At 69.3% G+C, this 19,175-nt stretch carries 18 protein-coding genes and 1 pseudogene; 12 read left to right on the top strand and 7 right to left on the bottom strand.

Features of this window, described 5'->3' with window-relative positions:
• Positions 1 to 7: 7 nt before the first annotated feature.
• Both LZ009_RS18815 and LZ009_RS18810 read right to left on the bottom strand, forming a co-directional pair.
• Positions 8 to 496, bottom strand: coding sequence for a YcnI family copper-binding membrane protein (locus LZ009_RS18815; protein ID WP_275699496.1), 489 nt, complete (start codon positions 494 to 496; stop codon positions 8 to 10).
• A gap of 80 nt (positions 497 to 576) precedes the next feature.
• Positions 577 to 930 (bottom strand): hypothetical protein, encoded by a 354-nt coding sequence (locus LZ009_RS18810; protein WP_275699495.1) that lies wholly within the window; start codon positions 928 to 930, stop codon positions 577 to 579.
• A 116-nt stretch (positions 931 to 1,046) separates the two neighbouring features.
• Between LZ009_RS18810 and otsB the strand changes: the two genes are divergently transcribed.
• From otsB to LZ009_RS18790, 4 genes are all read left to right on the top strand, one after another.
• Positions 1,047 to 1,787, top strand: a complete 741-nt coding sequence (gene otsB, locus LZ009_RS18805) for a trehalose-phosphatase (protein WP_275699494.1) — start codon at positions 1,047 to 1,049, stop codon at positions 1,785 to 1,787.
• Positions 1,784 to 3,586 carry a glycoside hydrolase family 15 protein gene (locus tag LZ009_RS18800; RefSeq protein ID WP_275699493.1) on the top strand — a complete coding sequence of 601 codons (1,803 nt, stop codon included), beginning with the start codon at positions 1,784 to 1,786 and terminating at the stop codon, positions 3,584 to 3,586. Before otsB ends, LZ009_RS18800 begins: the two co-directional genes overlap by 4 nt.
• Before the next feature lie 12 nt (positions 3,587 to 3,598).
• Entirely contained in the window at positions 3,599 to 5,002 is a 1,404-nt protein-coding gene (otsA, locus tag LZ009_RS18795) for an alpha,alpha-trehalose-phosphate synthase (UDP-forming) (RefSeq protein WP_275699492.1), read from the top strand.
• Between the two features lie 179 nt (positions 5,003 to 5,181).
• Positions 5,182 to 5,697 carry a fasciclin domain-containing protein gene (locus LZ009_RS18790; RefSeq protein WP_275699656.1) on the top strand — a complete coding sequence of 172 codons (516 nt, stop codon included), beginning with the start codon at positions 5,182 to 5,184 and terminating at the stop codon, positions 5,695 to 5,697.
• Positions 5,698 to 5,736: 39 nt separating this feature from the next.
• Here the strand turns inward: LZ009_RS18790 and LZ009_RS18785 are convergent, their stop codons facing one another.
• Together LZ009_RS18785 and LZ009_RS18780 are read right to left on the bottom strand one after the other, a co-directional pair.
• Positions 5,737 to 6,705: a Bug family tripartite tricarboxylate transporter substrate binding protein gene (locus LZ009_RS18785; RefSeq protein ID WP_275699491.1), complete on the bottom strand. Its 969-nt coding sequence runs from the start codon at positions 6,703 to 6,705 to the stop codon at positions 5,737 to 5,739.
• Positions 6,705 to 7,715 (bottom strand): fumarylacetoacetate hydrolase family protein, encoded by a 1,011-nt coding sequence (locus LZ009_RS18780; RefSeq protein ID WP_275699490.1) that lies wholly within the window; start codon positions 7,713 to 7,715, stop codon positions 6,705 to 6,707. The genes LZ009_RS18785 and LZ009_RS18780 overlap by 1 nt, the downstream gene beginning before the upstream one ends.
• 98 nt (positions 7,716 to 7,813) lie before the next feature.
• Between LZ009_RS18780 and LZ009_RS18775 the strand changes: the two genes are divergently transcribed.
• The 3 genes from LZ009_RS18775 to LZ009_RS18765 all read left to right on the top strand — a co-directional run bounded on the left by LZ009_RS18775 (position 7,814) and on the right by LZ009_RS18765 (position 9,970).
• Complete coding sequence (locus tag LZ009_RS18775) at positions 7,814 to 8,590, top strand: IclR family transcriptional regulator (protein ID WP_275699489.1); 777 nt, start codon at positions 7,814 to 7,816, stop codon at positions 8,588 to 8,590.
• Positions 8,587 to 9,564: a DUF3108 domain-containing protein gene (locus LZ009_RS18770; protein ID WP_275699488.1), complete on the top strand. Its 978-nt coding sequence runs from the start codon at positions 8,587 to 8,589 to the stop codon at positions 9,562 to 9,564. Before LZ009_RS18775 ends, LZ009_RS18770 begins: the two co-directional genes overlap by 4 nt.
• A gap of 133 nt (positions 9,565 to 9,697) precedes the next feature.
• Complete coding sequence (locus tag LZ009_RS18765; RefSeq protein ID WP_275699487.1) at positions 9,698 to 9,970, top strand: BTH_I0359 family protein; 273 nt, start codon at positions 9,698 to 9,700, stop codon at positions 9,968 to 9,970.
• A gap of 38 nt (positions 9,971 to 10,008) precedes the next feature.
• Here LZ009_RS18765 and LZ009_RS18760 read toward each other — a convergent pair.
• Positions 10,009 to 11,054 (bottom strand): annotated as a pseudogene (locus LZ009_RS18760) (AbrB family transcriptional regulator).
• 23 nt (positions 11,055 to 11,077) lie between these two features.
• On the opposite strand from LZ009_RS18760, the gene LZ009_RS18755 reads away from it, so the two are divergent.
• On the top strand, positions 11,078 to 11,836 hold the full coding sequence (locus LZ009_RS18755) for a ChaN family lipoprotein (protein WP_275699486.1): 759 nt from the start codon (positions 11,078 to 11,080) through the stop codon (positions 11,834 to 11,836).
• Between the two features lie 6 nt (positions 11,837 to 11,842).
• Here the strand turns inward: LZ009_RS18755 and aptA are convergent, their stop codons facing one another.
• Entirely contained in the window at positions 11,843 to 13,177 is a 1,335-nt protein-coding gene (aptA, locus tag LZ009_RS18750; RefSeq protein ID WP_275699485.1) for an omega-aminotransferase AptA, read from the bottom strand.
• 31 nt (positions 13,178 to 13,208) lie between these two features.
• The gene (locus tag LZ009_RS18745; RefSeq protein ID WP_275699484.1) at positions 13,209 to 13,895 is read right to left on the bottom strand and encodes a DUF4197 domain-containing protein; all 687 of its coding nucleotides are present in this window, start codon (positions 13,893 to 13,895) and stop codon (positions 13,209 to 13,211) included.
• A gap of 88 nt (positions 13,896 to 13,983) precedes the next feature.
• On the opposite strand from LZ009_RS18745, the gene purU reads away from it, so the two are divergent.
• The 4 genes from purU to LZ009_RS18725 all read left to right on the top strand — a co-directional run bounded on the left by purU (position 13,984) and on the right by LZ009_RS18725 (position 19,166).
• Entirely contained in the window at positions 13,984 to 14,832 is an 849-nt protein-coding gene (gene purU, locus LZ009_RS18740; protein ID WP_275699483.1) for a formyltetrahydrofolate deformylase, read from the top strand.
• A 1-nt stretch (position 14,833) separates the two neighbouring features.
• A complete protein-coding gene (locus LZ009_RS18735; protein WP_275699482.1) occupies positions 14,834 to 15,712 on the top strand; it encodes a LysR substrate-binding domain-containing protein in 879 nt (292 codons plus the stop codon).
• The gene (locus LZ009_RS18730) at positions 15,709 to 17,445 is read left to right on the top strand and encodes a sensor domain-containing diguanylate cyclase (RefSeq protein WP_275699481.1); all 1,737 of its coding nucleotides are present in this window, start codon (positions 15,709 to 15,711) and stop codon (positions 17,443 to 17,445) included. Before LZ009_RS18735 ends, LZ009_RS18730 begins: the two co-directional genes overlap by 4 nt.
• A gap of 227 nt (positions 17,446 to 17,672) precedes the next feature.
• The gene (locus LZ009_RS18725; protein WP_275699480.1) at positions 17,673 to 19,166 is read left to right on the top strand and encodes an FAD-linked oxidase C-terminal domain-containing protein; all 1,494 of its coding nucleotides are present in this window, start codon (positions 17,673 to 17,675) and stop codon (positions 19,164 to 19,166) included.
• The last annotated feature ends 9 nt before the right edge of the window (positions 19,167 to 19,175 follow it).

Below are 19,175 nucleotides of genomic sequence, written 5' to 3'. Positions count from 1 at the left end.
TCCGGATTCAGTGGTTGTGGCCGCCGGCGCCGGCGCCGGGCAGGACTTCCAGCGTTGCCGCCGGCGACTTCAGGTCCGACAGCTTCTGGCCCTCACGCGGCACCTCGATCCAGTCGGAACTGCCCTGCTCGCAGACTTGCCGCACCGGCCAGTACAGCGTGCCTGCGGCCGCGGGCAGCTTGGCCACCAGCACGAACTCATCGTAGTGGGCCGAGGCCAGCATGTCCTCGCGGCCCTTTGCCGTCCAGGTGATGCGCGTGGGCTCCACGGCCAGCTGCCAGCCCGCCTTGGGCATGGGATGCGCGCCGGTCACGCCGGCGGGAAGGTCGACGACCAGTTGCCGCGTAGCCGACTCGCCACAGCCATGGCCCACCTTGAAGGCGGCCTTGTAGCTGCTGCCGGCGGCAGCCGCGGGGTACTCGAGAGTGACGTGGGCGCCGGCGGCGCCGGCGGCGAATGCCAGCGCCACGGCGGCGCTGCGAAGGATGAATTTCATTTTTCGGGAAACCAGGAAGCGGCCCTGCGCCAGGCAGGACCGCGGAAGCGAACACGCCGGCGCAAAGGCCGGCAACCGGGTCAGGCGGGGAGCGCGACCGGGGGCCCACGTGCCGGCGGCGGGACCGGGCTCGCGGCAAGGGTGATCGATTCCGGCTGCGCCACGACGAGCGGCGGCGCGGCCTGCAACAAGGGCATGGCGGCGGGCGCGGGCGGCGGCGCCAGCGCCGGGCTGCACAGCGGGCAATCGAGCCCGCCGGCCACCACCTGCGCGTCGCCGTCGCCACCCGGCACCAGCTTCAGGCCGCTGCCGGCGCAAACGACCTGCAGCGCCTGCGGATTCACCACCGGCGCAGCGACTCCGGCGCCTACGTGCAGGACGAACCACGCCAGCACGAAGCGGGCAAGGCAGGTCGTCAGGCGCCGGGAGAACATCCGCGCATTATCCCAGCCTCTCCAGAAACTCCCGCCGGATTGTCGGAAGAGTCCTACGCGGGCCGGCGGTCAGAAGGTCTGGCGAGGGGCGCGCGGCTTTGTTAGGGTCAGGCCGCATGACGCTTGCGGAGATCCTCCAGCCCTCCTGCGCCCTGTTCCTGGATTTCGACGGGACCATGGTGGACATCGCGCCGCAGCCGCATGCGGTGCACGTTCCCGCCCCTTTGCTCGACGCGCTGGGGCAGTTGCGCGACTACCTCGGCGGCGCGGTTGCCGTCATCTCGGGGCGGCCGATCGAACAGATCGATGAATTCCTCGAACCGCTGGTGCTGCCGGTCGCCGGCGTGCACGGCGCCGAGCGGCGCGGCGCCGACGGCCGCATCGGTCTGCTCGACACCCATCCGCTGGACCGGGTCGAGCAGGTGGCGCGTGCCCTGTCCGCGCAGCATCCGGCTCTGCTGGTCGAACTGAAGCGTGGCTCGCTGGCCCTGCACTACCGCCAGGCGCCCGCACTGGAAGCCGCCGTGCTGGACGCCATGCAGGCCGCCGTCGACGACTCCCCCGGCGTCACGCTGATGCGCGGCAAGATGGTGGCCGAGGCCAAGCCGGGCGGCGCCAGCAAGGGCAGCGCGATCGAGGACTTCCTGGCCGAGACGCCCTTTCGCGGCCGCCGGCCCGTGTTCATCGGCGACGACGTGACCGACGAAGCCGGCTTCATCACCGTCCAAAGGCTGGGCGGCGTGGGCATCAAGGTGGGCGCCGGCGCCACCGCGGCCCTCGGCCGGCTGGCCGATCCCCCGGCGCTGCGCCGCGAACTGGAGGCGGCGGTCGCCGCCCGCATGACGAGAACCGCATGAACAACACCAAGCTTCCCTATCCCCCGTCGCTGCAGCTCGGCATGATCGGCAACTGCGCGTACAGCGCGCTCATCGACCGCGGCGCACGGCTGGTGTGGTGCTGCCTGCCGCGCTTCGACGGCGATCCGGTGTTCAACGCCCTGCTGGACCCCAGCGAGAACGGCAGCGAGTGGGCTTTCGAGCTCGAGGACTTCGCGCGCAGCGAGCAGGAGTACGAGCCCAACACCGCGGTGCTGCGCACGCGCCTGTACGACACGCGCGGCCAGGGCATCGAGATCGTCGACTTCGCGCCGCGCTTCTGGAGCCGCGGCCGCATGTTCCGTCCGCTCACGCTGGTGCGGCGCGTGAAGGTGCTGCAAGGCTCGCCGCGCATGCGCGTGATCCTGCGTCCGCGCTTCGAGTGGGGCCGCATGCAGCCGACGGTGACGCAGGGCAGCACGCACATCCGCTACGTGGGCGGCGGCCAGACCCTGCGCGTGAACTGCGACGCGCCGATCTCGTACGTGCTGTCCGAGACTTTCTTCGTGGTCGACCGGCCGATGAACTTCATCATGGGCCCGGACGAGACGCTCGCCACCGGCATCGAGGACACGGCCCGCCACTTCGAGCAGGAGACCGTGAGCTACTGGCGCAGCTGGACCCGCGCGCTGGCCTTGCCGCTGGAGTGGCAGGAGGCGGTGATCCGCGCGGCCATCACGCTCAAGCTCTCGCTGTTCGAGGACACGGGCGCCATCGTCGCCGCCATGACCACCAGCATCCCCGAGGCGCCGGGCAGCGGCCGCAACTGGGACTACCGCTACTGCTGGCTGCGCGACGCCTTCTTCGTGGTGCGCGCGCTCAACTCCATCTCGGAAGTGGCGACGATGGAGGAGTACCTGCGCTGGCTGATGAACATCGTGATCCGCTCCGGCGGCGGCCACGTGCAGCCGCTGTACGGCATCGGGCAGGAGGAGAAGCTGCCGGAGTTCATCCTCGACCACCTGCCCGGTTATCGGGGCAATGGCCCGGTGCGCGTGGGCAACCAGGCGCAGGAGCACTTCCAGTACGACGTGTACGGCAACATCATCCTGGGCGCCTCGCAGGCCTTCCACGACCACCGCCTGTTCAAGCGCGCCGGCAGGGCCGAGTTCGTGCACCTGGAAGCGGTGGGCGAGCAGGCCTTCAAGGTCTACGACCAGCCCGATGCGGGCATGTGGGAGCTGCGCACGCGTGCGCGCGTCCACACCTCCAGCGCCCTCATGAGCTGGGCTGCCTGCGATCGCCTGGCCAAGGTTGCCGCGACGCTGGGGCTGCCGGAGCGCATCCGCTACTGGCGCGAGCGTGCCGACGTGATCCGTGGCCGCATCCTGAAGGAATCGTGGAGCGAGGAGCGCCAGGCCTTCGCCGAAAGCTTCGGCGGCCGCGACCTCGACGCCAGCGCGCTGCTGATGGCCGAAGTGAACATGATCGACCCCAACGACGGCCGCTTCATCGCCACCGTCGACGCGCTGGAGAAGTCGCTGTGCGACGGTCCGTACATGCGCCGCTACGAAGCGCCCGACGATTTCGGCAAGCCTGAAACCGCGTTCAACATCTGCACCTTCTGGCGCATCGACGCGCTGGCGCGCATCGGCCGCAAGGCGCAGGCGCGCGAGATCTTCGAGGTGATGCTCAAGAGCCGCAACCACCTGGGCATGCTGTCGGAAGACACGCACCCGGTCACGGGCGAGATGTGGGGCAATTTCCCGCAGACCTATTCGATGGTCGGCACCATCAATGCCGCGGTGCGCCTGTCGGCGCCGTGGGATTCGGTGATCTGAGAGAGGAACCCATTGGGCCGCCTGGTCGTCGTCTCGAATCGCATCGCGGATCCGCGCAAGACGGCGGCCGGGGGCCTGGCCGTCGCGCTGGCGGAGGTCCTGAACTCCACCGGCGGCCTCTGGTTCGGCTGGAGCGGCAAGGTGGTGGACTCCACCGACGCCGACGACGTGCACTTCCAGCAAGCCGGGCCGGTGAAGCTGGCCACCGTGGACCTCACCCAGGTGGACCACGACGACTTCTACCTCGGCTACTCCAACGGCGTGCTGTGGCCGGTGTTCCATTACCGCCTGGACCTGGCCGATTTCGACGCCGGCTACATCGCGGGCTATCGCCGGGTCAACCAGCTGTTCGCGCGCAAGCTGATGCCGCTGCTGAAGCCGGACGACATCATCTGGGTGCACGACTACCACTTGATCCCGCTGGCAGCCGAATTGCGCGCGCTGGGCTGCGAGCAGCGCATCGGCTTCTTCCTGCACATTCCGCTGCCGCCGCCGCTGCTGCTGGCCGCGATTCCCGGCCACGACTGGCTGATCCGCGCGCTGTTCGCATACGACCTGCTCGGTTTCCAGAGCCAGGGCGACCTGGACCACTTCGGCCGCTACGTCGAGACCGAGGCGCACGCGCAGCCGGTGGAGCCGGGCCGCTGGCGCGCCTTCGGCCGCACGGTGCAGGCGGGCGCGTTCCCGATCGGCATCGACGTCGAGGAGTTCACGCAGCTCACCGCCGCGCCCGACGCGGTGGAGATGTACGAGCGGATGAAGAACGAGTACTCGCGCCGCAAGCTGCTGGTGGGCGTGGACCGGCTCGATTACTCCAAGGGCCTGCCGCAGCGCATGCGCGCCTTCCGCGAATTCCTGGAGCGCAATCCCGAACTGCGTTCGAGCGCGACGCTGATCCAGATCGCCTCGCCCAGCCGCGAGGACGTCACGGCCTACACCGACCTGCTGCACGAACTGGAAAGCCTGTGCGGCTCCATCAACGGCAACTTCGGCGAGCTCGACTGGATGCCGGTGCGCTACATCCACCGCACGGTGGCGCGCGCGCGCCTGCCGGGGCTGTACCGCGCCAGCCGCGTCGCGCTGGTCACGCCGCTGCGCGACGGCATGAACCTCGTCGCCAAGGAATACCTCACCGCGCAGGACCCGGAAGATCCGGGCGTGCTGGTGCTGTCGCGCTTTGCCGGCGCCGCGGAGCAATTGAAGGAAGCGCTGCTGGTCAATCCCTACGACCGCGAGGGCACGGCGGCCGCCATCGGGCTGGCGCTGCAGATGCCGCTGGACGAAAGGCGCAGCCGCCATGGCGCGATGATGAAGACCATCAAGCGCTTCGACGTGCACTGGTGGTGCGACACCTACCTGGAAGCGCTGCGGCAGGCGCAGGCGGAAGAAAAAGGCACGTCCTGGCTGCGCCTGTGAATCCAGGCTGAGGCCCTTTGCGTATTGGTAGGGCGGGACACGAAACCCGCCTCAACACCAAGGGGAAACTCATGCAACGCAATCTGATCGCGGCCTCCGCCGCCCTGCTTCTCGCCGCCGCCGGCGGCTCCGCGCTGGCCGACGGCTACGGCCGCGGCATGCCGGTCGACTACACCGGCATGCCGGCGACCACGACCATGGGCGCATCGGCCGCACCCAAGACCGTGGGCGGCGCACCGATGTACCCGAGCAAGGACATCGTCGACAACGCCGTCAACTCGAAGGACCACACGACGCTCGTCGCCGCGGTCAAGGCCGCGGGCCTGGTCGACACGCTGAAGAGCGCCGGCCCGTTCACCGTGTTCGCGCCGACCAACAGCGCGTTCGCGATGTTGCCGGCCGGCACGGTCGACACGCTGCTCAAGCCGGAGAACAAGGGCACGCTGACCACGGTGCTGACCTACCACGTGGTGCCGGGACGCTGGGACGCGATGGCGCTCACCGAGGCGATCAAGGCCGGCGGCGGCAAGGCCACGCTGAAGACCGCGAGCGGCGGCACCCTGACCGCGAGCATGCGCGGCAACGACGTCATCGTGTCGGACGCCAAGGGCGGCTCGGCGATGGTGACGACGAGCGACGTGTACCAGTCGAACGGCGTGATCCACGTCGTGGACCACGTGCTGCTGCCGGGTTGATGAAGCCTTCGGTCCCCGCCTGCGCGGGGATCGCGGAGATCAATCCAGCTTGACGCCCGCCGCCTTGATGATCGCGCCCCAGCGCCTGGACTCCGCGCGGGCCATGGCCTTGAACTGCGCGGGCGTGCCCGGCAGCATTTCCATGCCGAAATCGGCGGCGCGCTTCTGCACCGCGGCGCTCGCCAAGGCCTTGTTCAACTCGCCGTTGAAGCGGGTGACGATGGCGTCCGGCAAGCCCGCGGGACCCAGCACGCCCTGGAAAGCGTAGACCTCGACGCCGGCGACGCCCGCTTCCGCCAGCGTCGGCACGTTCGGCAACGAAGCCGCGCGCTTGGCCGAGCCGATCGCCAGCACGCGGACCTTGCCCGACTGCATCACCGGCAGGCCGCCGGCCAGGTCCAGGAACATGCAAGGCACCTGGCCGCCCATCACGTCCTGCAGCGCGGGCGCCATGCCGCGGTACGGGATGTGGGTGATGAAGGTGCCGGTCTTGTTCTTGAACAGCTCCATCGCCAGGTGGTGCGGCGAACCGTTGCCGGGCGACGCGTAGTTGACCTGGCCGGGACGCGCCTTCACGTAGGCCACGAACTCCTGCAGGGTCTTCGCCGGGAAGTCGGGCTTCACCACCAGCGCCAGCGGGAAGCGGCCGATCGCGCCGAGGTAGCTGAAGTCCTTCTCGGGATCGAAGGGCAGCTTGCCGAACAGGTGTTCGTTGAAGGCCAGGATGGCGTTGTCGGCCGACAGCACGGTGAGGCCGTCCGGCTTGGCATGCGCCACCAGGTCGCCGCCGATGTTGGTGGCCGCGCCGGGGCGGTTGTCCACCAGCACCTGCTGGCCCAGTGCGGGCCGCAGCGCTTCGGCCAGCGTGCGGGCGATCACGTCGGTGCCGCCGCCCGCGGGATAAGGCACGACCCAGCGGATCGGCTGCTCGGGCCAGTTCGATTGCGCCATCGAGGCCGGCGCGGCAAGGGCGGCAGCCGATGCCGCCAGGAAATTGCGTCTCTTCATCATTGTCCGTTGGTCACTTTTTGTTCGATGGCGCCGAAGATGCTCTGGCCGTCCTTGCCCTTCATCTCGATGCGGATCGTGTCGCCGAAGCGCATGAATTCGGTGGAAGGCTTGCCGTCCTGGATGGTCTCGATGGCGCGCTTCTCGGCGATGCAGCTGTAGCCCTTGGGCCAGTCGGTCTTGCCCTTGGCGTCGGTCACGCCCTTGTTGCTCACCGTGCCGGAGCCGATGATGCTGCCCGCGCGCACGTTGCGCGTCTTGGCGACGTGCGCGATCAGCTGGCCGAAGTGGAAGGTCATGTCGGGCCCCGCATCGCACATGCCGACCTTGCGGCCGTTCCACGCGCTTTGCAGCACCAGGTTGACGCGGCCCTTGGCCCAGGCGTCGCCCAGTTCGTCGGGCGTCACCGCCACCGGGCTGAAGGCCGTCGCCGGCTTGCTCTGGAAGAAGCCGAAGCCCTTGGCCAGCTCGTTGGGGATCAGGTTGCGCAGGCTCCAGTCGTTGGCGATCATCAGCAGGCGCACGCCGTCCAGCGCCTGGTCCGGACCCGCGCCCATCGGCACGTCGCCGGTGACGACGGCCACCTCCGCCTCGAAGTCGATGCCCCACTCCTCGCTGAGGAAGCGCGCCTCTTCCTGCGGACCGAGGAAGTCGTCGCTGCCGCCCTGGTACATCAGCGGATCCTCGTAGAAGCTCTTCGGCACTTCGGCGTTGCGCGCCGCGCGCACCAGCTCCACGTGGTTGATGTACGCCGAGCCGTCGGCCCACTGGTAGGCGCGCGGCAGCGGCGCCATGCACTGCGCCGGATCGAAGGGGAAGGCGTGGCGGGCCTTGCCCTGGTTCAGCGTCTCGTACAGGTCCTGCAGCTGCGGCGACAGGAAGTTCCAGTCGTCCAGCACCTGCTGCAGCTTCGCCGCAATGCCGGTGGCATAGTGGGCGGTGGCCAGGTCGCGCGAGACCACCACCAGCTGTCCGTCGCGCGATCCGTCGCGGTAGGTCGCAAGCTTCATCGATTTGCCCTTCGGATGGCAATGCGCTAGAGTCCGGCGGACATTACGCATTGTGAAATGAATTTACCTAAACGTAATTCTAGCGGAGACGCCCGCGCATGAAGGAACGCGCCGGCATCCAGTCGGTGGAGGTGGGTTTCGGCCTGCTGCAGGCCCTGGGCGAAGCGCCCGGCCCGCTCATGCTGCGCGACCTGGCCAAGGCCGCCAACATGAGCGCCGCCAAGGCGCACCGCTACCTCGTGAGCTTCCAGCGCCTGCAGCTGGTGGTGCAGGACGGCGCCAGCACGCGCTACGACCTCGGCCCCGCGGCGCTCAAGCTGGGACTGGCCTCGCTGTCGCGGCTGGATGCCGTCAAGCTCGCGCGCGAACGCGTGGCGCTGCTGATGGAGGACATCGGCCACACGCTGGCGCTCGCCGTCTGGGGCAACCACGGGCCGACCATCGTGCACTGGGAAGAATCGCCGCAGGCGGTGACCGTGAACCTGCGTCTCGGTGACGTCATGCCCTTGCTGTCGTCGGCCACCGGCCTATGCTTTGCCGCCTACGCCCCCAAGGAAGCGATTGCCGGCATGCTGAAGGAAGAGATGGCGCGCGCGCAGAAGCAGGGCCGGTCCGACGTGCCCGGCACGCTCGCGGAAGTGCGCGCCTTGCTCGACGAAGTGCGCAAGCGCGGCGCCTCGCGCGTGGTCGACACGCTGCTGCCCGGCATCGTCGGCTTCTGCGTGCCGGTGTTCGACTCGGATGGCCACATGGCCCTGGGCATGGTGGCGCTCGGGCCCGCGGGCAGCTTCGACGCGGAGTGGGGCGGCGCGGTCGACAAGCCCTTGCGGACCGCCGCCGCACAGTTGTCCAGCGACCTGGGTTACCGGGGATGAACCCCGCGCCGGCCGCGCCCACGGGACGGCTGGCGCTGCTGGCTGCGGGCGTGCTCGCCGCGCACCTGCTGTTGCTCGAAGCACCCTCGCCCTTGCCCTTGCAAGCCCCGGAGCTGCTTCGCTTCACGACCCGCAGCATCACGCCGCCGGAGCCACCGGTGCCGGCCGCCGTTGCGGTGGTGGCCGAAGCGCCGCCGCCACCCCGGCCCACACCGCCGCGCCCGCGCAGCGAGGTCCCGCGCGCGATGCCGATCCCGCTGGCGGCGCCCGCACCGCAGCCGGAGGAAGTGACGCAGGTCGCCGTCGCGCAGCCCGCCAACCCGGTCCTGCAAGGCGCGCAAGTGCCGGCGCCGGTGCGCCTCAAGTACGAGGTCACCGCCACCTATCGCGGCGTGCCGCTGCAAGGCGAAGGCGAACTGGCCTGGCGCCACGATGGCAAGCAGTACGAGCTGCAGCTGGAAGCGCGCAGCCCGCTGCTCGGAACCCGCCGCCAGCGCAGCGAAGGACGCATCACGCCGCAGGGCCTGGAGCCGCTGCACTTCTGGGACAAGAGCCGCAGCGAGCAGGCCGCGCATTTCGATCGCGAGCGGGGCCGCATCACCTTTTCCAACAACCAGCCCGATGCCCCGCTCGCCGCCGGCGCGCAGGACCGCTTGAGCGTGGTGCTGCAGCTGGCGGCACTGGTTGCGGCGCAGCCCGCGAGCTATCCGCCGGGCACGCAGGTGGCGATCGCGACGGCCAGCGTGCGCGAAGCCGAGACCTGGATCTTCAGCGTCGAACGCGAGGAAGACCTGGTGCTTCCCGGTGGCGCCGTGCGCGCGCTCAAGCTGCAGCGGCTGCCAAGGCGTGAATATGACCAGAAGGTGGAGCTGTGGCTCGCGCCCCGGCTGGACTACGCCCCCGTACGCATCCGTCTGACGAATCCCAATGGGGATACGGTGGACCAGCGGTGGTCCTCTACCGACAAAGGTTGAGAGGCCCGGCACCTATCTTTGCTCCATGGCCAATCCGGTCAGCCGGAGCGGGAACGACGACAGTTAAGGGACAGCAAACCTGCTTGAATCGGAGCCCCTCGCAGCCAGCTTCTGGCATAAGGGACAAAAGACTATGCAAATGCTTTATGACTCCGATTCCTTCGTCGTGGTGCACCTGCAGGCCAACGAGCCCGGCGAGGGGGAAGTGCACCCGCGCGCCGTGCGCCACGGGTTCGAGATCGTCGACAAGCGCTCCAACAAGGAGGTCTACCTCGACGGTACCTGGGCCGACGCTTTCCAGAAGCAGATCAACGCCTGGCAGCTGAACACGCCCACCCAGGAAGAGGTCGAAGCCACGCTCGACGGCTATGCCGAGCTGGCCCAGAACCCGCTCGTCATTCACTGATCTTGCAGGGTGGGTCCGCGCCAGCGGACCCAACTTTCTCAGCGGTAAGCCCAGCGATAAAGCGGCTCGACCAGCACGAGCACCGCCACCAGCCGGCAGACCTGGAACGCGGTCACCACCGGCACCCCCAGCTGGAGCGCACGGGCCGTGATGGCCATCTCGGCAATACCGCCGGGCGACGTGCCCAGGATCAACGTCCCGAGGTTGAGCCCCGTCCCCCAGGCCAGCAGCAGCGCGAACGCCGCGCACAGCAGCACCATTCCCAAGGTCCCCGCCGCCACGCCCAGCAGCCAGCTCGGCGCCGCGCGCACGAATTGGCGCTGGAACCGAACACCCAGGTTCACGCCGATGAGCAGCTGCGCCGCATTGCTGATGGGCCGCGGCACGGCTGACAGCTCGATTCCGCTCGCCGTCAGGACCATCGCCACCGCCAGCGAACCCATGAACCAGGGATTGGCGCGGCCGGCGCGCTGCATCAGCCAGCCGCCGGCGGCACACAGCACGCCCAGCAGGGCGAGCCCAGTGGCTCGACGGTGCGCGGCCCGGGCAAGGTCGCATCGGAGCCGTGCAGCCCGGTCAGGGTGAAGGCAAACGGCACCAGGAGCGTCACGATCAGGATGCGCACGCTGTGGGCTGCCGCCACGAGGTCGCTGCGCGCCCCTTCGCGCTCGGCGAGCAGCGTCATTTCCGAAGCGCCGCCGATGGAGCCCGAGAAGTAGCTGGTGGCGCGCTGTTCGCGCGGCCCGACGTTCATGGCCTTCGCGTAGCGACCGTGCAGCCAGGCGCCGAACAACCAGCCCAGAGCCAGCGCCCACGCGACCGCCAGCACGATGGCCCACCAGAGGCTGGCCACCAGTGCCGTCACCTGCGGCGTGAAGTAAAGCCCCAGCGCGCCGCCGATGGCCCACTGGGCCGCGTTGCGCAGCGGCGGCCAGCTGCAGGTGGGCGCGTTGCAGATGGAAGCGATGGAGACGGCCAGCAGCGGCCCGATCATCCACGGGATGGGCGTGTGCAGCCAGACGCAGAGCAGGGCGGCGGCGAGCGCCAGGGCGAGGGTGGCGACGTTGCGCAGGAAGGCGGGCATGGCTCAGCGCTTAGTATCGGTCCATGCGCCAGGCCTTCCTTGTCGTCTTGCTGATGCTGGCGGGTTGCGCCGCTTCGCTGCCCGACCCGCGCGGCGCCGACGTGGTGTTGCTGGGAGAGCAGCACGACGCGCAAGGGCACCGCGATCTGCAGCAGCGCTGGGTGGCGTCCCTCGCCGCGCGCGGCCAGCTGGGCGCGCTCGCGCTCGAGATGGCGGAACGCGGGACCAGCACGGCTTCGCTGCCGCGCAACGCCAGCGAGGCCGAGGTCCAGGCGGCCTTGCGCTGGAGCCAGCAGGCCTGGCCCTGGGACCGTTACCGGCCCGCGATCATGGAGGCGGTACGGGCCGGCGCGCCGGTGCTGGGGGCCAACCTGCCGCGCGCCGAACAGATGCAGGCGATGCGCGATGCCGCGCTCGATCGCCTGCTACCCGGGCCGGCCTTGAAGGCGCAGCAGCAGGCGATCCGCCTCGGCCACTGCGAGCTGCTGCCCGAAAGCCAGATCCAGCCGATGACGCGCATCCAGATCGCGCGTGACGTCGCGATGGCGCAGACGGTGGCGTCCGCGGTTGCGCCGGGGAAGGTGGTGGTGCTGCTGGCCGGCGCAGGGCACGTCGAGCCGGAACTGGGCGTGCCGGTGCACCTGCCGCCCGGCGTGCAAGCGCGGCCGGTCGTGTTGCCGCCGGAGCCCAGCGGCGTGGATCATTGCGAGGCACTGCGTTCACGTCATTCCCGCGCAGGCGGGAATCCAGGGCGCCCTGGCTCCCCGCCTGCGCGGGGATGACGTCGATCAGGCGTGCGCCTTCACCGCATCCGCCAGCGTGTTCACCAGCTTGTCGATGTGCTGCTTCTCCACGATGTAGGGCGGCGCGATCACCAGCACGTCGCCCGCGGGCCGCACCAGCGCGCCTTTCTGGAAGCAGTCCAGGAAGATCTCGTAGGCCCGCTTGCCCGGTGAACCGGCAATGGGCGCCAGTTCCACCGCCGCGGCCAGGCCCAGGCTGCGGATGCCGATCACGTTCGGCAGGCCCTTGAAGGTGGAGTGGAAGGCATCGCCCAGCACCTTGCCCATCTCGCCGGCGCGCTGAAACAGGCCTTCCTTCTGGTAGATGTCCAGCGTGGCGATGGCGGCGGCGCAGGCCACCGGGTGGCCCGAGTAGGTGTAGCCGTGGAAGAACTCCACCACGTGCTGCGGCGTGTCGGTCTTCATCATCGCGTCGTACAGCTTGTCGCGGCAGATCACGCCGCCCAGCGGGATCACGCCGTTGGTGACGCACTTGGCGAAGTTCAGCATGTCCGGCACCACGCCGTAGTAGTCGGCGGCGAAGTTGGTGCCCATGCGGCCGAAGCCGGTGATCACCTCGTCGAAGATCAGCAGGATGCCGTGCTTGTCGCAGATCTCGCGCAGGCGCTTCAGGTAGCCCTTGGGCGGCAGGTACCAGCCGGCCGACCCCGCGACCGGCTCGACGATGATCGCCGCCACGTTGCTCGGATCGTGCAGCGGCAGGATGCGCTGCTCCAGCTCCAGCAGCAGGTCCTCGCCGAACACCGGCTCCTGGTTGTGGATGTAGGCGTTGTTCACCGGGTCGTGGGTGAAGCGCATGTGGTCCACGCGCGGCAGGAAGGCGCTGCCGAACACCTTGCGGTTGCCCGGGATGCCGCCGACGCTCATGCCGCCGAAGCCCACGCCGTGGTAGCCGCGCTCGCGGCCGATGAAGACGTTGCGGTGGCCCTCGCCGCGCGCGCGGTGGTAGGCCAGTGCGACCTTCAGCGAAGTGTCCGCCGCTTCCGAGCCCGAGTTGCAGAACAGCACCTTGTTCAGGTCGCCCGGCGCCATCGCCGCAATCTTCTCCGCCGCGAGGAAAGCCTGGTCGTTGCTGGCCTGGAAGGCGGTGGCGTAGTCCAGCGTGTCGAGCTGCTTCTTGATCGCTTCGTTGATGGGCTTGCGGTTGTGGCCCGCGCCCACGCACCACAGGCTGGAGATGCCGTCGATGACCTGCTTGCCATCGTGGGTGGTGAACATCATGCCGTCGGCGGCGGTGAAGACGCGCGGCTGGCGCTTGAAGTCGCGGTTGGGCGTGAAGGGCAGCCAGTGGCTGTCCATGTTGAAGTCGTTGAAGGCCATGGGGATTACTCCGGAACGAAAGGCTATTTTGCTACTTCAGCGCGCCGAACACTTTCCCCAGCAGGGCGCTGCCCGTGCCCACCGGGTCGCGGCGGATCTTCTTCTCCTCTTCGCCGATCATGAAGTACAGGCCGTCGAGCGCCTTGCGCGTGACGTAGTGGTCGACGCTCGCATCCTCCTGCTTCACCAGGCCCATGCCCGCGGCCTTGCCGGCGATGGCGTCGTACTTGGCGGCCAGGTCCACCTTGGACGTCTGCTGCTTGACCACGGGCAGGAACTGCGTGGACAGCGGCGCGCGCGTCTTGCCGGCGAAGAAGTCGGTGACGGAGGTGTCGCCGCCGGAGAGGATCTGCTTGGCGTCGGTCACGCTCATGGTCTTGACCGCCTTCACCAGCAGGTCTTTCGCCATCGGCACCGCGTTCTCGGCGGCGCGGTTCATCGCCGTCTCCAGCTCCTGCACCTGCCTCTTCTGGCCGATGGCGCTGAGCAGCTTGGCCGCGTCCTTCAGGTAGCCGGGCAGCGGGATGCGCACCTGCGGATTGCCCAGGAAACCGTCGGGCCGCCCGAGCAGCTTGACCGCGGCCAGCGCGCCGGTCTCCAGCGCACCTTTCAGGCCCTTGCTCGCGTCCAGGTCGCTGATGCCCGCCAGGCCCTGGGCCTGCGCACGCGCCGCCAGCAGCAAGCCGGCCAGCCCGCAGGAAAAATGGCGTCGATCCATGGTGTCCTCCGCTTGTCGTGATGTGTCCGGCCATGATGCCCGGGCCGGCCGGGGCGGGTCAACGACGCCCTGCGACAATGGCAACGTTATGTCCCAAGCCTACATCCTCACCCTGTCCTGCCCGGACCGCCCGGGCATCGTCCACGCCGTCTCGGGGTTCCTGCTGGAGCGGGGCGGCAACATCGAGGAAGCCGCGCAGTACAACGACCACGACACGGGCCTGTTCTTCATGCGCGTGCGTTTCGCCTGCGGCCAGCTGACGCGCGACGACCTGAGCACCCAGCTGAAGATGTTCGCCGAGCCCTTCAGGATGGACTGGAAGCTGCATGCCGGCGACCAGCCGATGAAGACGGTGATCGCGGTGAGCAAGGAAGGCCACTGCCTCAACGACCTGCTGTTCCGCTGGAAGAGCGGCCTGCTGAACCTGGACATCCGCGCCATCACGTCGAACCACCGCGAGTTCTACCAGCTGGCGGCCAGCTACAACATTCCCTTCCACCACATCCCGGTGACCGCCGCTACCAAGGCGCAGGCCGAGGCCCGCCAGTACGAGGTGATCGAATCGGAAGGTGCGGAGCTGGTGGTGCTGGCGCGCTACATGCAGATCCTGTCGGACGACCTGTGCCGCAAGCTGTCCGGCCGGGCGATCAACATCCACCACAGCTTCCTTCCCAGCTTCAAGGGCGCCAAGCCCTACTACCAGGCGCACGAACGCGGCGTGAAGCTGATCGGCGCCACCGCGCACTACGTGACGGCGGACCTCGACGAGGGCCCGATCATCGAGCAGGACGTGGCCCGCGTGGACCACGGCTACACGGTGGAAGACCTCACCGCCACCGGCCGCGACACGGAAGCGCAGGTGCTCGCGCGCGCGGTCAAGTGGCACAGCGAGCATCGCGTGCTGCTGAACGGGCACAAGACCGTCATCTTCCGTTGACATGAGCGCGGCGCGCATCCCGCCGATCCAGTGCCTCCTGACCTTCGAGGCGCTCGCGCGGCTGCGCTCCGTGACGCTGGCCGCCGAGGAGCTGTTCGTGACGCCCAGCGCGGTGAGCCACCGCGTGCGCCAGCTGGAAGAGGTGATCGGCACCCGCCTCTTCGGCCGTGCGGACTTCTCGCTCACCACTGAAGGCAGCGAATACCTGGCGCACGTGCGGGAAGGGCTGGCGGTGCTGGGGCGCTTTCCCGGGCGCGAGGCGGCCGGCAAGCGCAAGCTGCGGGTCGCGGTGACGCCGACCTTCGCGCGTTCCATCCTGATGCCGCGGCTGCGCGGCTTCATCGAGGCCTATCCCGAAATCGACCTCACGCTGCAGGTCACCATTCCGCTGCTGGACGTGGTGGCGGAAGACGCCGACCTCACCATCCGCTTCGGCTCGGGCCGCTACGCGGACGTCGAACACGTTTGCCTTCTCACGGACGAAGTGACGCCGCTGGCCTCGCCCGCCTTCCTGCGTGAGCACGGGCCCATCGAATCGGCGCAGGACCTGCTGGCCGCCAAGTTGATCCGCAGCCCGCTGGAGCCCTGGCGCACCTGGTTCGCCGCGCACGGGCTGGATGTTCCCGAACCCGAGGGCTCGTCCTTCAACGACATCGGCCTGCTGTGCGACGCGGCCGCGCAAGGGCTCGGCGTGGCGCTGGTGCGCCTGAAGCTGGGCCAGCCCTGGCTGGACAACGGCACCCTGGTGCGGCTCTCGGCGCGCAACGTGGCCAGCCCGCACGCGCACTACCTGTGCTGGCGCACGGGCACGCTGGATCGCTGGGAGTGCGCCGCCTTTTCCGAGTGGCTGCGCAAGCGCCTGGAGAGTACCGGCCAGTGAAGTCCTTGCTCCTGCGCGCGTTCGCTCTGTTGTTCCTGCTGGCCGCTGCGGCCGGCGCCCATGCGGCCGTTGCCGGCGAAGGCGACATCACGCTGCAAGGCCAGTACTGGGTCGACCCGACCGGACAGGCCGGCATAGCCGACGTGCTGCATGGCGCGGCCAGCCTGCAACCCATGGACAGGCACCGGGCCTTCCAGCTCGGCGCCGGTGCGCTGTGGATGCGCTTCGAGGTTCCGGCGCTGGATGCGGCGCATCGCTGGTACCTGCTGCTGCCCGGCTCCCCCTTCATCGACAACGCCAGCCTGTTCACGCAGAGCGCCGCCGGCGCCTGGCGGGAGCAGCGGGCGGGCGACCACATCCCCGTGGCGCGGTGGGCGCATCCGCACTTCTCGCCGTTGTTCACGGTGCAACCCAGCGAGCCGTCCGCGGTCTGGCTGCGCATCGCCAACCAGCCCGCTCCCAGCAGCCCCTTCGTCGAACTGATCACCGATGACGGCCTGCAGTTCCGGCGCCAGTGGACCTACCTGCTGGTGGGCGGCTACCTGGGCTTCGGCTTGCTGGTGTTCGTGGTCGGCGCGATGCACGGGCGCCTGTACGGCGACCGCGTCTTCCACGCGTACTGCTGCTACGTCGCCTTCATGCTGCTGTTCCAGCTGGCCTTCACGGGCCTGGGCGGCGTGCTGCTCTGGCGCGATTCGGCGGCCATCAACGACGCGGCGCCGGCGCTGTTCATGCTGCCGATGGTGGCGGCGGGCATCTGGTTCGTGCGCGAAGCGACGGCGCTGCAGCGCCACAACCGCCGCGTCGACCGCTTTGCGCAGCTGTTCTCCGTGGCGGGCGTGGCGCTGGCGCTCGCCTACCTGGTCGCGCGCGGACCGGTCGCCTATGCGCTGCTGAACCTCTACGGCCTGTGCTCCGTGGCGGTGAGCATCGGCCTGTGCTTCTGGTCCTGGCGCAAGGGCGAGCGCTATTCCGGCTGGCTGCTGCTGGGGTTTCTGCCGGTGCACCTGGCCTATCCCTTCCCCGCATTGCGCGCCGCCGGCGTGCTGCCGGACAGCTGGGTGACGCAGTACGCGGTGCTGATCGGGTCCGCCATCGAGATTCCGCTGCTGCTGTGGATCCTGCACTCGCGCGCCAAGGACTTCAGCGAGAGCCGCGTGCGCACGCGCGCCCTCGACAGCACCGACCCGCTCACCGGCCTGGCGATCGCGCCCGTGCTGCGCCTGCGGCTGCAGGACGCGCTGCGGCGCGCGCGCCGTACCGGGCAGCGCTGCTCGGTGCTGATGGTGGAATTGAGCAACCACGGCGACATCGTCGCGCGCGAAGGCCGCGAAGCCGGCGACCGCGCGCTGGTGGTGGCCGCCTCGCGCCTGTCCGCGGTCGTGCGCGACGTGGATACGGTCTGCCGCACGGCCGACACCCGCTTCACCGTGCTGACCGAAGGCTCGCAGTCCGAGGACCGGCGCCGGCTGCTGGCCCAGCACATCGTGGCGCGCGGGCTGGAGGAAGTCCCGCAGTTGCCGCGCGACCTGAGCCTGCGCTTCCGCGTGGTGACCGCGTCGGCGCCCGATGGCGCGATCCAGCTGGGCGAGGACGCGGTGGCCGACGAGCATCAGCTGATGCGGCGGCTGGACCGCACGCTGGACCTGATGCTGGAGCGCTCCAACCGCGTGGTGCACCACATGGAGCCGCATGCGCGGGATACGGGGCATATGCCGGTGACCATGGTCTAGCCTGGCCGCGGTTCGGGCTTCGCCGCTCACCACGGCCTACGGGAGAGCCGGGGTTGCCGCCCCGGCCTACAAAGCAGCTCTCTCGTAGGCCGGGGTGGCAACCCCGGCTTTCGCCGCGTGTTCGTCGTCACGTAGGCCGTGGTGAGCCCGCAGGCGAACCGCGGCGATTCACGCCCCCGCCGCAATTTTTTCAATTCACCGGCGCGCGCCCGCTCCACAATCACGGCATGAACGCCCCCCACGACCCCCAGACCCTGCAGCGCGCCGAACGCCAGGCCCAGGTGGTCGCCGCGCTGCGCCGCGTGCTGCCGGACCACGCACTGCTCTACCAGGCCGAAGACACCACGCCCTACGAATGCGACGGCCTTACGGCCTATCGGCAGCGGCCGCTCGTCGTCGCCTTGCCGGAAACCGAAGACCAGGTCCGAGGCGTGCTGCAGGCCTGCCACGCCCTGCAGGTGCCGGTGGTGGCGCGCGGCGCCGGCACGGGCCTGTCGGGCGGCGCCATGCCGCATGCACTGGGCGTGACCCTGTCGCTCGCCAAGTTCAACCGCATCGTGAAGCTCGATCCGGTTGCGCGCACGGCCGTCGTGCAATGCGGCGTGCGCAACCTCGCGATCAGCGAAGCCGCCGCCGGCCACGGCCTGTACTACGCCCCTGACCCCTCCAGCCAGATCGCCTGCACCATCGGCGGCAACGTCGCCGAGAACTCGGGCGGCGTGCACTGCCTGAAGTACGGCCTGACGCTGCATAACGTGCTGAAGGTGCGCGGCTTCACCGCGGCCGGCGAGCCGGTGGAGTTCGGCAGCGACGCGCTCGACACCCCGGGCTACGACCTGCTGGCCGTGATGGTCGGCAGCGAAGGCATGCTGGCGGTCATCACCGAAGTCACCGTGAAGCTGGTGCCCAAGCCCCAGCTCGCGCGCTGCATCATGGCGAGCTTCGACGACGTGCGCAAAGCCGGCGACGCGGTGGCCGCGGTCATCGCCGCCGGCATCATTCCGGCCGGCCTGGAGATGATGGACAAGCCGATGACGGCGGCCGTCGAGGACTTCGTCCACGCCGGCTACGACCTCACGGCCGAAGCCATCCTGCTGTGCGAGAGCGACGGCACGCCGGAGGAGGTCGAGGAGGAAATCGGCCGCATGAGCGAGGTGCTGCGCGCCGCCGGCGCCACCGCCATTGCCGTGAGCCGCGACGAGGCCGAGCGCCTGCGCTTCTGGAGCGGCCGCAAGAACGCCTTCCCCGCCTCCGGCCGCATCAGCCCCGACTACATGTGCATGGACTCGACCATCCCGCGCAAGCGGCTGGCCGACATCCTGCTGGCGATCCAGCAGATGGAGAAGAAGTACGGGCTGCGCTGCGCGAACGTCTTCCATGCCGGCGACGGCAACCTGCATCCGCTGATCCTGTTCGATGCCAACGATGCCGACCAGTTGCACCGCTGCGAACTGTTCGGCGCCGACATCCTGGAGACCAGCGTCGCCATGGGCGGCACGGTCACCGGCGAGCATGGCGTCGGCGTGGAGAAGCTCAACTCGATGTGCGTGCAGTTCAGCGCCGAGGAGCGCGAGCAAATGCTGGGCGTGAAGCGTGCCTTCGACCCGCAGGGCCTGCTGAACCCGGGCAAGGTGATCCCGACGCTGAACCGCTGCGCCGAGTACGGGAAGATGCTGGTGCGCGGCGGCCAGGTGAAGCACCCGGACCTGCCGCGCTACTGATCCCTCAGC

Origin of the sequence: Ramlibacter paludis (assembly GCF_022012305.1) — a bacterium.
Classification (GTDB): domain Bacteria; phylum Pseudomonadota; class Gammaproteobacteria; order Burkholderiales; family Burkholderiaceae_C; genus Ramlibacter; species Ramlibacter paludis.
The sequence above is the reverse complement of the archived record's forward strand: the minus strand, read 5'-3'. Positions and strand labels throughout refer to the sequence as shown.

Coding starts and splice junctions, on each gene's coding strand:
- LZ009_RS18785 (WP_275699491.1), bottom strand. CDS start 6,705: ATGAAGAGACGCAATTTCCTGGCGGCATCGGCTGCCGCCCTTGCCGCG.
- LZ009_RS18810 (WP_275699495.1), bottom strand. CDS start 930: ATGTTCTCCCGGCGCCTGACGACCTGCCTTGCCCGCTTCGTGCTGGCG.
- otsB (WP_275699494.1), top strand. CDS start 1,047: ATGACGCTTGCGGAGATCCTCCAGCCCTCCTGCGCCCTGTTCCTGGAT.
- aptA (WP_275699485.1), bottom strand. CDS start 13,177: ATGGCCTTCAACGACTTCAACATGGACAGCCACTGGCTGCCCTTCACG.
- LZ009_RS18770 (WP_275699488.1), top strand. CDS start 8,587: ATGAACCCCGCGCCGGCCGCGCCCACGGGACGGCTGGCGCTGCTGGCT.
- LZ009_RS18815 (WP_275699496.1), bottom strand. CDS start 496: ATGAAATTCATCCTTCGCAGCGCCGCCGTGGCGCTGGCATTCGCCGCC.
- LZ009_RS18800 (WP_275699493.1), top strand. CDS start 1,784: ATGAACAACACCAAGCTTCCCTATCCCCCGTCGCTGCAGCTCGGCATG.
- purU (WP_275699483.1), top strand. CDS start 13,984: ATGTCCCAAGCCTACATCCTCACCCTGTCCTGCCCGGACCGCCCGGGC.
- LZ009_RS18745 (WP_275699484.1), bottom strand. CDS start 13,895: ATGGATCGACGCCATTTTTCCTGCGGGCTGGCCGGCTTGCTGCTGGCG.
- LZ009_RS18780 (WP_275699490.1), bottom strand. CDS start 7,715: ATGAAGCTTGCGACCTACCGCGACGGATCGCGCGACGGACAGCTGGTG.
- LZ009_RS18725 (WP_275699480.1), top strand. CDS start 17,673: ATGAACGCCCCCCACGACCCCCAGACCCTGCAGCGCGCCGAACGCCAG.
- LZ009_RS18775 (WP_275699489.1), top strand. CDS start 7,814: ATGAAGGAACGCGCCGGCATCCAGTCGGTGGAGGTGGGTTTCGGCCTG.
- LZ009_RS18765 (WP_275699487.1), top strand. CDS start 9,698: ATGCAAATGCTTTATGACTCCGATTCCTTCGTCGTGGTGCACCTGCAG.
- LZ009_RS18790 (WP_275699656.1), top strand. CDS start 5,182: ATGCCGGCGACCACGACCATGGGCGCATCGGCCGCACCCAAGACCGTG.
- LZ009_RS18735 (WP_275699482.1), top strand. CDS start 14,834: ATGAGCGCGGCGCGCATCCCGCCGATCCAGTGCCTCCTGACCTTCGAG.
- LZ009_RS18755 (WP_275699486.1), top strand. CDS start 11,078: ATGCGCCAGGCCTTCCTTGTCGTCTTGCTGATGCTGGCGGGTTGCGCC.